Raw genomic sequence first — 14,328 nt, 5'->3', positions numbered from 1 at the left:
GCTTGATTTGTACTTACTCAATTACTCAAACAGTATTTTTAATGCAATCGTCAAGTTTCTGCTATTAGGTCATGCCCTTGGGAGCTAATGACGGTTGCACGGATGATTTCTCCAGTACGATAGCGTTTTGAAGGTTTGGTTGGGGGTAAAACCCTCACTAGGCCATCAATTTCGGGTGCATCTCCTATGGTTCGACCAATTCCGCCAGATTCATCTACGCGGTCAATGAGCACCTGAACTCTTTTGCCTATTTTTTTAGCAAGTCGCTTGATCGAAATATCCTCAGCCTTAGCCATAAAACGTGCTCGGCGCTCCTCTCGAACAGCATCTGGCACCGGATTATCTAATTCATTTGCTTTCGCACCCTCTACTGGAGAGTATGCAAAGCAACCTGCACGATCAATTTGCGCTTCTTCCAAGAAATTAAGAAGGTACTCAAACTCCTCTTCAGTTTCACCAGGGAATCCTGCGATGAAGGTACTACGTATTACCAAGTCTGGGCATGCTTCACGCCAAGCCAAAATACGTTCTAAATTTTTCTCGCCACTTGCTGGTCGCTTCATTCTTTTGAGAACATCGGGATGTGCATGCTGCAAAGGGATATCTAAATAAGGCAATACTCCATAGCCATGTTCTGAGAATTCGGCCATCAAAGGCAAAATATCATCCACATGTGGGTATGGATAAACGTAATGTAAGCGTACCCAAGCCTGATGTTCTCGTGCAATTTGATTTAATGCATTGACCAAATCGAACATACGCGTTTTAACAGGCTTACCATCCCAAAAACCTGTACGGTATTGAATATCAACACCATAAGCACTGGTATCTTGAGAGACCACTAGCAACTCTTTTACGCCTGACTCAAACAGACGTTTGGCTTCTAACAAAACCTCACCTATCGGTCTTGAAACCAAATCACCACGAAGACTCGGAATAATGCAGAAGGTGCATCGATGGTTGCATCCTTCAGAAATTTTTAAATACGCGTAATGTTTTGGCGTGAGTTTTACACCGGCTGGCGGCACTAAATCGGTAAACGGATCATGGGGTTTGGGTAAATGCAGGTGAATAGCTTGCATTACCTCATCAGTAGCATGCGGGCCTGTAACTGCAAGGACTTTAGGGTGAATGCTCAGAATCAAATCTGAGCCATCAGCATTTTTCCTTGCACCCAAACAACCCGTCACAATTACCTTGCCATTTTCAGCAAGCGCTTCTCCGATAGCGGAAAGACTCTCCTCTACTGCTGAATCAATAAAGCCACAAGTATTAACAACAACAAGATCAGCGCCTGAATAGTCTTTAGCAGTTTCATAGCCCTCAGCACTCAGTTGAGTGAGGATGAGTTCAGAATCAACTAAAGCCTTGGGGCATCCCAAGGATACAAAACCAATTTTCCCAACCACAACTATTCTTTTTCGGTTTTGTTAGGGTGAGGTGTGAATGGGAAAGACCCAAACAGATTTTGTGAGCCCTGCAATTGCTCTTGCATCTTCACAAACAAATCCTTGCTTTGCTCCATGTAGTTTCCCATCAAACCTTGCATGAGTGGGTTTTTGAGATTCATCATTTGAGACCAAGCTTCAGGTGTACTGCCTGCGCCCAACCCTTTAGTTTGATCGCCTAGCTTGTTGTGTATATCAACAAACGATTGCATTGTCTTTTCGAGATAATTTCCCATCAAACCTTGCATCGAATTACCGTAAAAACGAATAATTTGAGAGAGCATCTGGGTAGAAAAAACAGGTGCTCCACCAGCCTCTTCTTCAAGAATTATTTGCAATAGGATATTGCGGGTAAGGTCTTCGTCAGTCTTAGCATCAACTACCTTGAAGTTCTCACTGCCCATCACTAAGCCCTTGATATCGGCCAATGTGACGTACGTACTTGTCTGGGTGTCGTAAAGACGACGATTGGGGTATTTCTTAATGAGTCGATCTTCACCAACTCGTTTAGCGCGGGTAACCATGATTTTCCTTACTCTTTACTGCAACGCAACATCGACATAGTTTATCCCTACTTTATATAAAAGGTAAATATGTCGTGTTGCGCCTACTCCAAAAAGCCAAAATTACTGGTTTAGCCAGTATGGATACCGCCGTTTAAGGAGAAATCAGCCCCAGTAGCATAGCCACCATCATCCGATGCAATCCAACAACAGATCGAAGCTATCTCATCCGGAGTTCCCAGACGCTTAACCGGAATACCGGAAACGATTTTTTCTAATACATCTTCACGAATCGCCTTAACCATATCGGTGCCTATATAGCCTGGAGACACTGTATTTACGGTGACGCCTTTGGTTGCGACTTCTTGAGCCAACGCCATTGTGAAACCGTGCAGACCAGCCTTAGCAGTGGAATAGTTGGCTTGACCAAATTGGCCTTTTTGACCATTTACTGAGGAGATATTAATAATACGGCCCCAGTTGTTATCGACCATGTCATCAATCACTTGTTTTGTGACGTTAAACAATGAGTTGAGGTTGGTGTCAATCACAGCCTTCCAAGCATCAGGGGTCATTTTGCGGAAAACGCTATCTCGGGTAATGCCAGCGTTATTCACCAAAACATCTACACGACCAACTTCAGCCTTGACCTTCTCAAAGGCAGCGACAGTGCTATCCCAATCAGAAACATTGCCCTCAGAGGCAATGAAATCATATCCAAGCACCTTTTGCTCTGCTATCCAACGGTCTTTACGTGGCGAATTGGGGCCACATCCAGCGACTACCTTAAATCCATCTTTTGCCAAGCGTTGGCAAATAGCAGTACCAATACCACCCATACCACCAGTTACGTATGCGATTTTTTGAGACATCAATTTCCCCTTTAAAAAACTTTTGTTAATCGTTGTTGTATTTAATTCACTTGATCTGCTTTTTCTTTAACGTATAAACCTGGCGCAGGTTCCAGCTTTTTGTATTTCGCATTTCCAAATGTTTTGCTTGCTGGCTTTTGCTCTCCGCCAAATTTGGTCAACCATTGCGTGTAGTTAGGCCACCAACTTCCAGGAATTTGTTTAGCCTCTTCCAGCCACTCTTGAGCAGTGGCAGCAATTTTGTCACTCTCAAAATAGTAACGCTTGTTCTTGTGAGGAGGATTGATTACCCCAGCAATGTGCCCTGATGCACCAAGGACAAAACGATTTTTACCCTTAAGAATATGAGTAGACTCATAAGCGGATTGCCAAGGAACAATATGGTCCTCATGAGAGGCGTATATATATGCGGGACATTTGATCTTTCCTAGATCAATTTTTTCGCCGCAAATTGTTACCTTACCTGGTTTGACTAAATCATTTTGCAAATAGGTATGACGTAAATACCAGCAATACATTGCACCTGGTAAATTGGTTGAATCCCCATTCCAATAAAGCAAGTCAAATGGGGGTGGTGAATTTCCTTTAAGGTAATTTTCAACAACGTAATTCCAAACCAAATCATTTGGGCGCAAGAATGAGAAGGTATTACCTAGGTCCAAACCAGACATCATCCCAAACTTTCCACCTTTACCGCCAATACTATTTTCACGCATCTCAACCATGCCTTCATCAATGAAGACATCCAAGATCCCAGTATTGGAAAAGTCTAATAAGGTAGTAAATAAGGTCAAACTGGCAGCCGGATGCTCATCTCGCGCGGCAAGCACAGCCAAGGCGGAGGAAGTTAGTGTGCCACCTACGCAGAATCCTAAGACATTGATTTGCTTTGATTGACCTATATCTTGAACGACTTCAATTGCCTTGATAACGCCCTTGCCCACATAGTCATCCCAACTAACTTTTGCCATTGATGCATCTGGGTTTTTCCAGGAAACTAAAAATACGGTATGCCCTTGTGCGACCATATGGCGCACAACAGAGTTATCTGGTTGTAAATCTAGAATGTAATATTTATTGATACACGGAGGCACCATTAAAAACGGACGCTCAAAAACAGTTTCAGTCAGAGGTGTGTACTGAATTAATTCAAATAACTCGTTACGAAAAACCACGTTGCCTTCGGTGGTGGCAATATTTTTTCCAACTTCAAAGGCGCTCTCATCAGTTTGAGATACTTTGCCTTTTTTCATGTCCCCTAGTAAATTGACAATTCCTTTTTGAATGGACTGTCCTTGGGTGCTGATAATGCTTTCCATGACCTCGGGATTGGTGGCGATGAAATTAGATGGGGAAAGAGCATCAATCATCTGTTCAGTAGTGAATAGGATTTTCTGACGGGTTTTTTCGTCCGTCTCAACCGCTTTCGCCAAGGACATCAAATGTTTTGAATTTAGTAAATAGGTTGCTGCAATGACCTTACTCCAAGAGGAGTGCCATGCTTTGCCAGAAAAACGACGATCTTTTACTTCAATCGCTTCTGGATTTGTGGCGATGTGCGCCAACTCCGCAAAATATTCTTTTTGAATTTCCGCCAAACGCTCCGGGGGAATTAATGCCATATGGTGCGGCGCCAAAGCCGGCGTTGCACCTGTATTCATACCTGCAAACATAGTAGTCTCTTTATTTAATTAAGGACATTCTCCATGCATAAGAGCTATTGAGTTATACGCAATAACCCTAGCCTAGCAGCTAATTCAGTAATAACCCTCACTTGTAACAAGGGAATTTCTTAACCTGCAATCCAGATAAAACTGGCAAATCTTCCAGTTACGCCATCTCGGCGATAAGAAAAATATTGCTCAGACTCTGAAACCGTACAGAAATCACCCCCATAAATTTGGGTAATTCCAAAAGCATGTAATCGACTGCGGGCTAAGGCATAAATATCGGCTAAATATTTGCCTGGCCTATCTGCAATGGATTTAAATGCCTCTTCAGGAAAAGGAATGTGGCTAGCTTTAAAAGAGTCCAGTACATCCTGACCAACCTCAAAACGCTTTGGACCAATCGCCGGACCCATCCAAGTAACTAAATCTTGTGGCTTAAGTTGTGGATTGAGCGCCAACAGTTCGTGAGCGGTATTTTCCAAAACACCTGAGCATAGGCCACGCCACCCTGCATGTGCTGCCCCAACTTCAGTACCGCTAGAGCTAGCGAATAAAACAGGCAAACAATCGGCCGTCATGATAGCCAACACCTCGTTTGGGATATTCGTAACAATGGCATCAGCTGCAATCGGCATTGCTGTATTGGTTTTACGTTTTACTGGAGTGCTCACTACTGTGCTGTGAGTTTGATCAAGCCATAGAGGCTCTGCTGGCAGGCATTGAGAAACTAATGTCCTATTAGCTAAAACAGCTTTCATTGAGTCACCAACATGCAAACCCAAATTCAGAGAGTCATAAGGTGCCTGACTTAAACCGCCGTTTCTAGTTGATATCTTGGCATGCACCCGGTGTGGCGTCTTCCACTGCGGTAACAAGAAATATGGGTTTTTATTTTGCTCATCCATCATGCCCGTACTTCATTCTTGATAGATGCTAAGACAACCCCTTCTTCAGGCAAATCATGCGTGGACATGCCGACTTGAGGTAGTAGGTTAATTAGATCAACGGGTGGCAAACGAAACCAAGTTTGCAATTCTTGGGTAACGGGATGCTGTAGGCTCAGAGCAAAAGCATGTAGCGCCTGACGATCAAAGGATAGGGCTTTGGCAACTCCCGGCGCTTTCTTGCGATATACCGGGTCACCCACCAAAGGAAACCCTAAAGACTCAAGATGAACGCGGATTTGATGGGTTCGCCCTGTTTCCAAACGACACTCCAATAAAGCCACTGGAGCATTTTCTACGTTTCCTTTAGCGATTCGTCTAAACAAAGTAGCCGCCGGCTTACCCTGAGGACTGCCAGCAGCCATTTTTAAGCGATCTCGTTGATCACGACCTACCGAGGCCAACACCTTGCCCTGGCTGGGCGCATCACCCCAAACCCAAGCTAGATATCTTCGACCCACCGTTCGCTCTTGCAACTGCCTAACCAATGCGGTTTGGGCGTGAGCGGTACGTGCCACTACCATTAGTCCTGACGTATCCTTATCGAGACGATGAACAATACCTGCGCGTGGCAGAGACTTTAACTCTGGAAAACGGTGTAAGAGGCCATTTAATAAGGTGCCTGACCAGTTGCCTGCAGCAGGATGTACCACCAATCCCGGCGGCTTGTTAATCACAATGATGGAGTCATCCTCGTAAACCACCTCCAAAGGGATGTTTTCGGGGCTAAAGGCAAATTGTTCAGGCATTTCTTGAGGAAATACCTTAACACTCTCGCCCCCCCTCAATAAATATCTGGCTTTGGTGACTTTTCCATCAACCATAACTGCGCCAGCTTCAACCCAAGCCTTGAGCCGATTACGGGAATAATCAGGCAAAGATCCAGCCAACACCTTGTCCAGGCGTTCACCAGCCATCTCCAATGGAATTTCCAGAGAGATGAAATCCTCATCATCGATATAATCAACAGGATTCGATTCAGGAGTTTGCGGCAATGCCACGCTTAAAGAGCCTTTCAGTTATGTCCGACGTAATATCAGACGCCAGTTTAAGGCTTGCTGGACCCTCTTCACCCCAAAGAGGCTTTTCAGCCATTTTTAGTCGCACTTTTGCACTACTTTTAGCAATCATTTTTGCACTCATCCTACTTGGCGGATGCGCAGGTAGCGAGGGCAAAAAAGACGACACCGATATTTGGCCAGAAGCAAAGCTCTACTCTGAAGCTACCGACAAAATGAATGATGCGGATTTTGCGAAATGCGGTAAATATTTTGAAAAACTAGAGGCGCGCTTTCCTTTTGGGCCGTATTCTCAACAAGCTCAAATTAATTCTGCTTATTGCTATTGGAAAGCCCAAGAGCAGGCGCAAGCATTAATTGCCATTGATCGCTTCATCAAATTGCATCAAGGCAGTCCAACATTGGATTATGCGTATTACCTCAAAGGCTTGATCACATTTAATGATGATTTAGGCTGGCTAGGTAATTTCACCGGCCAAGATCTCAGCGAACGAGACCCTAAGGCAGCAAAAGAAGCCTTCGAATCTTTTAAGACTGTTGTAGATCGCTTCCCAGATAGTAAATATGCACCCGATTCATTGGATCGAATGCGCTATATCGTGAATTCTTTAGCTGAAGCTGATGTCAATGTGGCTCGCTTCTACTATCAACGCGGGGCCTATTTAGCCTCTGCAAACCGCGCTCAGCTGGTAATCCGCGACTATGATCGTGCACCCGCCGTTGAGGAGGCCCTCTATATTTTAGTGAAATCCTATGAGAAGCTAGGGCTGACACAACTTAGCAATGACTCGGCCCGGGTATTTGCCTTGAACTTCCCAGATAGCACAATGCTAGAGACAGGTCAGCGGGTAAAAAAAGAAGTTAAATGGTGGCAGTTCTGGAATAAGTAATTTTCTAGCGCCCAATAAAAAATCCTCTAAATATGTAGAGGATTTTTTATTTGTTAAAAGCCAGTGGAAAATTATTTAATTGCAACCGGTACGCGTGGTGCAACAGCGCAGAGTAATTCATAACCAATCGTATCGCTCATTCGCGCTACTTCATCAACAGGAATACGATCGCCCCATAATTCAACAACACTGCCAATTTTGGCTTGGGGTGCATTACGCAAGTCAATAGTCAACATATCCATGGATACACGTCCTACGATGGGGCAAACAATACCGTTACCGTCCTCAGCCCCAATACTCACCCACACAGGCGTTCCGTCTTTAGCGGTACGTGGATAGCCATCAGCATAGCCGCAGGCCACGATACCTATTCTCATCGCTTCTGGTGCTTGATAGCGGCCACCATACCCCACGCCATCACCAGCCTTCAATTCTTGAATATCAATAATTTCACTTTGAAGTTGCATAACGGCCTTCAAATGGGCATGCTCAATGTCAGCGTAAATGCCAGTTGGTGAAGCGCCGTACAACATAATGCCGGGGCGAATCCAGCCCCCTAAGGCATTTCGATGCCATAGGATGGCAGCTGAGTTCGCAAGGGAGGTGGGTCCAGATAGACCATCAATCGTTCGCTCAAATACCTCTTGTTGTTCGCCTACAGTGGGGCGTTGATCTGCTTGATCAGCGTTAGCAAAATGGGTCATGTGATGCATCCGACATCCAAAAGCATGTAGTCGATGAAAGGCGGTTCTATAGGCCTCTGGCTTAAAACCCAGTCGATTCATACCGGTATTCATTTTTAAAAAAATACTAAAAGGCTTATGACCTTGCTCAATGTACTTTTCCAGCCATTCCACCTGAGCTTCACAATGCACTACTAAGTCACAACTCAATTCTTGAGCGAGTTCTAATTCATTTTCATGAAATAAACCCTCTAAAAGCAGGACTCTCCCTTCCCAGCCATGCTCCCTCAACCAAACAGCATCTTGGATATCCAATAGAGCAAATCCATCAGTAGAACTGAGGCCTTTGAGTGCGGCATCAAAGCAATGGCCGTAGGCTCTTGCTTTGATAACTGACCAAATTTTGGACTCTGGTGCCAATTCCCGAACTCGGTTTAAATTATGTCGAAAGGCCTGCGTATGAATAGATGCCAAAATTGGTCTATTAATCAAGCTATTAGCTGAAGCACCCAATTCACCCCTCCTTTCATGTTTTAATTACATTAATGACTAGATTGTACGAATGAACCGCAGTTTTTACATCATTATGGCGGCGCAATTTTTTTCGTCGCTGGCTGATAACGCCCTGCTCATAGCAGCAATAGCCCTCTTGGCCCAGCTTAACGCACCGGCCTGGATGACGCCTTTGCTCAAATTATTCTTTGTATTGTCCTATGTTCTGCTTGCAGCCTTTGTGGGAGCCTTTGCAGACTCCAGACCTAAAGGCAATGTCATGTTCATTACCAATACGATTAAGTTCGTGGGTTGCGTGGTAATGCTGTTTGGTAGTCACCCCCTTTTTTCGTATGCCATTGTCGGTTTGGGGGCCGCGGCTTACTCCCCTGCCAAATATGGAATATTGACTGAACTACTCCCCCCAGAAAAATTAGTGGCTGCAAATGGTTGGATTGAGGGACTCACGGTAAGCTCCATTATTTTGGGTACAGTGCTAGGTGGCGTATTAATTAGTGCTTCCGTTTCGCAAAGTCTACTGTCGATTGACATACCCAATGTGACCACCGGAATTGATACACCGGCTGAATCAGCCATTCTCATCATCATGATGATTTATGTGATTGCGGCACTCATTAACCTCAAGATTCCAGATACCGGCGCACGCTACGTGTCTCAAAAGACCAATCCGATTGAGTTAATCAAAGACTTTTCTGTATGTTTTAAAACCTTATGGAATGATCGTCTTGGGCAAATCTCTTTAGCTGTCACCACTTTGTTTTGGGGTGCAGGCGCCACCTTGCAATTTATCGTGATTAAGTGGGCACAAGTAGCACTTCATATGACGCTCTCCCAAGGCGCTATTTTGCAAGCCATTTCTGCAGTTGGAGTGGCTATTGGCGCTGTCTACGCAGCATGTAGTGTGCCCCTTAGAAAGTCTTTGAAAGTCCTGCCATACGGCATTGTGATGGGCTTAGTGGTTTGTGTGATGGCGATTTATAACTCTGATATGCTGCCTAACACCAGTTTATTTGCTATCGGCAAATTTCAGATTTCATTAAATCTTATTCCGGCGTATTTCTTATTGGTTTTGGTTGGCTGTTTGGCTGGTTACTTTGTAGTTCCCATGAATGCCCTCTTACAACATCGCGGCCACGTATTGATGTCCGCTGGACATTCTATTGCCGTGCAGAACTTTAATGAAAACATTTCTGTATTAGCGATGTTAGCTATCTACTCATTACTAATTTGGTTGGATCTTCCAGTTCAGTCTGTCATTATTGGATTCGGCCTGGTAGTCAGCGTCATTATGTGGTTAGTCATTAAACGTCATGCACGTAACCAAGCGGAATATGACTCAATGCATCTCATCGGCGAACACAAGCACTAAGCTTCATATCCGCATGAACTGAGTTTCAGCTCAAATTAGATTTAAATATTTTGCAATACTGATTTAGCTAGTAATAGGTCCTGCCAAAGAAAAGCTTTATCTTTCGGACTGGCCACAACCTGAGTCAAATCAAAAGAAGCAATCACCGGAATATCGTCGTCCGTGCCGGTATTTAAGGCCAATACTGTTTCACGTAACTGCGGTAGGGGGTCGCGTTCACCGGTAATCTTTTGAGTACTCGGCCCACCAAAGGCAAAGGCCACCAAAGGAAAGCCATTTTCAGGGATTTTTAATTGAGATAAATTATCTGCTGGATTTTTCCACTCCCACTCGTCAGAAGACAGTCCTAAAACTCGAATGAGGTTATTAAACAGCGTTTGAGTGTCACCCTGGGGTTTGGCACCAAAGAACCACCACTTGCCAGTAGAGTTACGTTCAGACATTGGGGAAGCGTTTTGATCGGTGTTAAGAGATTCTGGGCGGGCAAGCTCAAGCGAGGCTGTCGGTTCCGATAAAGTCTCTCGAGAGGTCCACTCGGTAATGCCCATTTCTTTCAAAAAACTGGAATGTGTATTGCTCATGCTGTTAGCTTAATCGATTTAGCCATGACGATTGCATCTTCACGCTTTCCAGTCTCCGGATTGGCTGGGTAGTAGTCCTTGCGAACACCAATTTCTTCATATCCCAAGCTCTGATACAGGCTTACCGCAGGAATATTTGAAGGCCTTACTTCCAAAATAATCCTAGGCATATTTTGCTGTATTGCTACACCCTCTATTGCAACCATCATCCGCGCACCTAGCCCGAGTTTTCTCAGCTTAGGAGATACGGTGATATTGAGTAAATGCAATTCATCCACAGCGGGATACAAAATACAGTAAGCCCATAATGCCTCGGGAGCTAGATAAGTCCCTTGAGTGGAGCTTTGTGCATTGCCTTGTCCACCGGAAGAGCCAGAGGCCGGCCGTATGCAATAGGCCCAATGACCAGCAGCTAGAGAGTCAGAAAAGTTTCCCTTGGTCCACGGATGTATATGGGAAATAGATTCAATTTCTAAGACTGAGTCTAAATCCGCTACTTGCATAGGCATAAAAGAGAGCTCAGCACCATCTTCATGTTGCGACATTAGGAGGATGACTTTCCAAATGCAATCTCACGCTCATGGGTTGTGAGGGCTACTTTATCTCTCACGTAAAGCGGCGCCAAATGATGAACATCACACTGCTGATTATTCTTAAGTGCCCTTTTAGCGCATTCCAAGATACCAATAGCTGAAATCGAAATATCCGCGTCTAGTGCATCTGAAGAAATGGTGCGATTTACAAAAAGTCGCTCTCCAAATACCTTCAGACCGCTACCAGCCAAATAATGAATGCCCCCTAACTGAATATCCTCTGGTTTGCTGAGATGAATATCACCCAAACGCCTTGGTAGCTCGGATATAGATTCGGCAGATTGATATTTGGCCCAATAGATTTCATCCATACGGGCATCAATGGCAATTACAAAGCATTGAGGCTGTTTCTTTTTGAATTGCTGAGTTTTGCACAACTGTGCAGCGATAGCATCTAAGCTGGTTACGGGAATAACCGGTAGATTTGTTGATATAGCCAAGCCCTGGACTGCTGCCACACCTAAGCGAACTCCAGTAAAAGCGCCAGGGCCAATGCCAACAGCAATGGCGTCCATATCCTTCAGTTGCAGGTTAGCATCCTGCAACAGATCCTCTACCCAAGGGAGTAATAGTTGGCTTGCTCCTGCGGAGACAAGTTCATGCCTGAGTTGCGGTGCAGACTCATGCATAGATAAAGCCACCGAACACCATGCCGATGAAGTGTCGATAGCAAGTAAGTGCGTCAATGGAAACTCATTTAAATTGGGTGTAAAACCAAATTATGAACGTAATCCCGCAATTACCTCAGGAGGGGCCTGCACTAACTCAATTAAAACGCCTTCTCCACTAATTGGAAATTCATCATTGCCTTTTGGGTGTACAAAAGTAATGTCAAATCCAGCAGCACCCTTGCGAATACCGCCCGGCGCAAATCGAAGGCCGTTGGCTGAGAGCCACTCAACGGCCTTAGGCAAGTCATCTACCCATAAGCCAATATGATTGAGAGGCGTTTGATGAACTGCGGGTTTTTTTTCAACATCAAATGGCTGCATGAGATCTACCTCAATCTCATGTGCACCAGTGCCAATAGCGCAAATATCTTCATCTACGTTTTCACGCTCAGAAACGAAAGTGCTTTTATATTCAAAGCCCAACATATCTACCCACAACTTCTTAAGGCGGTCTTTACTTTCACCGCCAATGGCGATTTGCTGAATACCTAAGATTTTGAATGGTTTAGCGGCCATATGTTTTCCAGTGAATTATTCAAAACGGATGATTAATTGATCAACAGCCAAACTATCACCTTCTTTGGCACAGACCTCTGCTACGACGCCATCTTGCATTGCCGAGAGTGTATTCTCCATTTTCATCGCCTCAATAGAGGCCAATTTTTGTCCAGCAGTGACCGCATCGCCAGCTTTTACGGCAATCTTGGTTAACAGACCTGGCATTGGTGACATCACGAGCTTAGAGGTATCCGGCGGTAACTTCACTGGCATGCGACGCTGTAGTTCGGCACCAAGTGGGCTTAAGACCATGCACTCAAAGTGAGCTCCATCGAGCACTAAATAAAATTTAACGCCTTTTCTGTCAACCTGAGCGGTAACCTTGTGGGTTCCGTTAATGGTTGCATGCAAGCATATTTGACCAGGGCGCCAATCGCTGACGATGTCATAGCGGCTTACGCCATCTGCTTCATCGATGTAGACCGAATAGATACCATCTTTTAACTCAACGCGAATAGGTACTTCATAAGGGTCGGTCATCGAACCGGTTTTCTTACCAGTAACAACCACAAACTTCTTAGCAATAACCATCTCATGACCAGCCAATTGACCATCAATCATCTTGATATGCTCAAGATAGCGATAACGCATAAATGCTGCTAATGCCGCTAAACGCTTAGGATCGGCAGGTTGCACTGAGTCCTTTTTAAATCCGTCTGGATACTCTTCAGCGATAAACCCAGTTGTAAAGTCGCCATTCACAAAACGTGGATGTTGCAATAACGCAGCCTGAAAAGGAATATTGGAATGAATGCCACGGATTACAAAATCATTCAATGCATTACGCATCTTTTCAATGGCTTCGGTGCGATCTTTTCCGTGAACAATCAACTTAGCGATCATTGAGTCGTAATACATTGGAATCTCGCCACCCTCATAGACGCCTGTATCTACACGAACACCATCAACTGACTCTGGAGGACGATATTTAACCAAACGACCGGTAGATGGTAAAAAGTTACGGAATGGATCATCTGCATTAATACGACATTCCATTGACCAGCCATCCAGTTTTACATCTTCTTGTTTGAATGCCAGCTTCTCACCAGCAGCAACACGAATCATTTGCTCTACCAGGTCAAGGCCGGTAATACTTTCTGTGACCGGATGCTCGACTTGTAGACGAGTATTCATCTCTAAGAAGTAGAACGACTTATCTTTACCAACCACAAACTCAACAGTACCTGCAGACTGGTAATTAACCGCTTTAGCTAAAGCAACAGCTTGTTCACCCATTGCTTTACGCGTTGCTGGATCAATAAAAGGAGAAGGCGCTTCTTCGATGACTTTTTGGTGGCGCCGTTGAATAGAGCAATCTCGCTCATTGAGATACACGACATTACCCTGGGAATCACCTAATACTTGAATTTCAATATGACGTGGACCTTCTACAAATTTCTCAATGAAAATTCTGTCATCACCAAAGCTATTCATCGCTTCAGTTTTGCAAGCAGCGAAACCTTCGGCCGCTTCTTTGTCGTTGAATGCAACCCGCAAGCCTTTACCACCTCCACCTGCGGAGGCTTTGATCATTACTGGATAACCAATGCCTTGAGCAATCTTTACAGCTTCCTCAGTAGTGTCGATAGCTTCGTTGTAACCAGGAATCGTATTAACTTTAGCCTCTAAAGCCAGCTTTTTAGAGGCAATTTTGTCGCCCATTGCTGCGATAGATTGGTGCTTAGGCCCAATAAAAACGATACCCTCTTCTTCGCAACGCTTGGCAAACTGTTCATTTTCAGACAGAAATCCATATCCTGGATGTACAGCTTCAGCCCCGGTATCTTTACATGCTTGAATAATGCGATCGATTACCAAATAAGATTCGCGTGAAGGCGCTGGTCCAATGCAGACAGCCTCATCTGCAAGCTGTACGTGACGCGCTTCTTTATCGGCCTCCGAATAAACAGCAACGGTCTTGATGCCCATCTTCTTGGCGGTTTTCATTACACGGCAAGCAATCTCACCGCGATTGGCAATCAGAATTTTCTTAAACATTTTCGTAGTCATAATT

Annotated in this window: 14 protein-coding genes; 2 read left to right on the top strand and 12 right to left on the bottom strand. The window is 44.7% G+C overall.

Annotated elements, in window-relative coordinates; all coding sequences use genetic code 11:
* Nucleotides 1-50: 50 nt before the first annotated feature.
* The 6 genes from rimO to PNUC_RS04795 all read right to left on the bottom strand — a co-directional run bounded on the left by rimO (nucleotide 51) and on the right by PNUC_RS04795 (nucleotide 6,438).
* Nucleotides 51-1,409, bottom strand: a complete 1,359-nt coding sequence (rimO, locus tag PNUC_RS04820; protein ID WP_011902767.1) for a 30S ribosomal protein S12 methylthiotransferase RimO — start codon at nucleotides 1,407-1,409, stop codon at nucleotides 51-53.
* 2 nt (nucleotides 1,410-1,411) lie between these two features.
* The gene (phaR, locus tag PNUC_RS04815; RefSeq protein WP_011902766.1) at nucleotides 1,412-1,972 is read right to left on the bottom strand and encodes a polyhydroxyalkanoate synthesis repressor PhaR; all 561 of its coding nucleotides are present in this window, start codon (nucleotides 1,970-1,972) and stop codon (nucleotides 1,412-1,414) included.
* A gap of 110 nt (nucleotides 1,973-2,082) precedes the next feature.
* On the bottom strand, nucleotides 2,083-2,823 hold the full coding sequence (locus tag PNUC_RS04810; RefSeq protein ID WP_011902765.1) for a 3-ketoacyl-ACP reductase: 741 nt from the start codon (nucleotides 2,821-2,823) through the stop codon (nucleotides 2,083-2,085).
* A gap of 41 nt (nucleotides 2,824-2,864) precedes the next feature.
* Nucleotides 2,865-4,496: a class I poly(R)-hydroxyalkanoic acid synthase gene (gene phaC, locus PNUC_RS04805; RefSeq protein WP_011902764.1), complete on the bottom strand. Its 1,632-nt coding sequence runs from the start codon at nucleotides 4,494-4,496 to the stop codon at nucleotides 2,865-2,867.
* A gap of 119 nt (nucleotides 4,497-4,615) precedes the next feature.
* Complete coding sequence (gene pgeF, locus PNUC_RS04800) at nucleotides 4,616-5,401, bottom strand: peptidoglycan editing factor PgeF (RefSeq protein WP_011902763.1); 786 nt, start codon at nucleotides 5,399-5,401, stop codon at nucleotides 4,616-4,618.
* On the bottom strand, nucleotides 5,398-6,438 hold the full coding sequence (locus tag PNUC_RS04795; RefSeq protein WP_048812091.1) for an RluA family pseudouridine synthase: 1,041 nt from the start codon (nucleotides 6,436-6,438) through the stop codon (nucleotides 5,398-5,400). Before PNUC_RS04795 ends, pgeF begins: the two co-directional genes overlap by 4 nt.
* 20 nt (nucleotides 6,439-6,458) lie before the next feature.
* Between PNUC_RS04795 and PNUC_RS04790 the strand changes: the two genes are divergently transcribed.
* Entirely contained in the window at nucleotides 6,459-7,346 is an 888-nt protein-coding gene (locus PNUC_RS04790) for an outer membrane protein assembly factor BamD (RefSeq protein ID WP_011902761.1), read from the top strand.
* Between the two features lie 71 nt (nucleotides 7,347-7,417).
* Here the strand turns inward: PNUC_RS04790 and alr are convergent, their stop codons facing one another.
* A complete protein-coding gene (gene alr, locus PNUC_RS04785) occupies nucleotides 7,418-8,518 on the bottom strand; it encodes an alanine racemase (RefSeq protein ID WP_048812246.1) in 1,101 nt (366 codons plus the stop codon).
* 73 nt (nucleotides 8,519-8,591) lie between these two features.
* Here alr and lplT point away from each other — a divergent pair, with 73 nt between their 5' ends.
* Nucleotides 8,592-9,911, top strand: coding sequence for a lysophospholipid transporter LplT (lplT, locus tag PNUC_RS04780; protein ID WP_011902759.1), 1,320 nt, complete (start codon nucleotides 8,592-8,594; stop codon nucleotides 9,909-9,911).
* Between the two features lie 41 nt (nucleotides 9,912-9,952).
* On the opposite strand, the gene PNUC_RS04775 is transcribed toward lplT, so the two are convergent.
* The 5 genes from PNUC_RS04775 to accC are packed head-to-tail and all read right to left on the bottom strand — an operon-like array spanning nucleotide 9,953 to nucleotide 14,312.
* A complete protein-coding gene (locus PNUC_RS04775; protein ID WP_011902758.1) occupies nucleotides 9,953-10,492 on the bottom strand; it encodes a uracil-DNA glycosylase family protein in 540 nt (179 codons plus the stop codon).
* Nucleotides 10,489-11,037, bottom strand: coding sequence for a GNAT family N-acetyltransferase (locus PNUC_RS04770; RefSeq protein WP_011902757.1), 549 nt, complete (start codon nucleotides 11,035-11,037; stop codon nucleotides 10,489-10,491). Before PNUC_RS04770 ends, PNUC_RS04775 begins: the two co-directional genes overlap by 4 nt.
* Entirely contained in the window at nucleotides 11,037-11,771 is a 735-nt protein-coding gene (gene tsaB / locus PNUC_RS04765) for a tRNA (adenosine(37)-N6)-threonylcarbamoyltransferase complex dimerization subunit type 1 TsaB (protein WP_071540367.1), read from the bottom strand. The genes PNUC_RS04770 and tsaB overlap by 1 nt, the downstream gene beginning before the upstream one ends.
* A gap of 33 nt (nucleotides 11,772-11,804) precedes the next feature.
* Nucleotides 11,805-12,272: a VOC family protein gene (locus tag PNUC_RS04760; RefSeq protein ID WP_011902755.1), complete on the bottom strand. Its 468-nt coding sequence runs from the start codon at nucleotides 12,270-12,272 to the stop codon at nucleotides 11,805-11,807.
* Between the two features lie 15 nt (nucleotides 12,273-12,287).
* Nucleotides 12,288-14,312, bottom strand: coding sequence for an acetyl-CoA carboxylase biotin carboxylase subunit (accC, locus tag PNUC_RS04755; RefSeq protein WP_174249839.1), 2,025 nt, complete (start codon nucleotides 14,310-14,312; stop codon nucleotides 12,288-12,290).
* Nucleotides 14,313-14,328: the final 16 nt, after the last annotated feature.

The organism is Polynucleobacter asymbioticus QLW-P1DMWA-1 (genome assembly GCF_000016345.1).
Taxonomy (GTDB): Bacteria; Pseudomonadota; Gammaproteobacteria; order Burkholderiales; family Burkholderiaceae; genus Polynucleobacter; species Polynucleobacter asymbioticus.
The sequence above is the reverse complement of the archived record's forward strand: the minus strand, read 5'-3'. Positions and strand labels throughout refer to the sequence as shown.

Coding starts and splice junctions, on each gene's coding strand:
- phaR (WP_011902766.1), bottom strand. CDS start 1,972: ATGGTTACCCGCGCTAAACGAGTTGGTGAAGATCGACTCATTAAGAAA.
- PNUC_RS04810 (WP_011902765.1), bottom strand. CDS start 2,823: ATGTCTCAAAAAATCGCATACGTAACTGGTGGTATGGGTGGTATTGGT.
- phaC (WP_011902764.1), bottom strand. CDS start 4,496: ATGTTTGCAGGTATGAATACAGGTGCAACGCCGGCTTTGGCGCCGCAC.
- pgeF (WP_011902763.1), bottom strand. CDS start 5,401: ATGATGGATGAGCAAAATAAAAACCCATATTTCTTGTTACCGCAGTGG.
- PNUC_RS04790 (WP_011902761.1), top strand. CDS start 6,459: ATGTCCGACGTAATATCAGACGCCAGTTTAAGGCTTGCTGGACCCTCT.
- lplT (WP_011902759.1), top strand. CDS start 8,592: ATGAACCGCAGTTTTTACATCATTATGGCGGCGCAATTTTTTTCGTCG.
- PNUC_RS04775 (WP_011902758.1), bottom strand. CDS start 10,492: ATGAGCAATACACATTCCAGTTTTTTGAAAGAAATGGGCATTACCGAG.
- PNUC_RS04770 (WP_011902757.1), bottom strand. CDS start 11,037: ATGTCGCAACATGAAGATGGTGCTGAGCTCTCTTTTATGCCTATGCAA.
- PNUC_RS04760 (WP_011902755.1), bottom strand. CDS start 12,272: ATGGCCGCTAAACCATTCAAAATCTTAGGTATTCAGCAAATCGCCATT.
- accC (WP_174249839.1), bottom strand. CDS start 14,312: ATGTTTAAGAAAATTCTGATTGCCAATCGCGGTGAGATTGCTTGCCGT.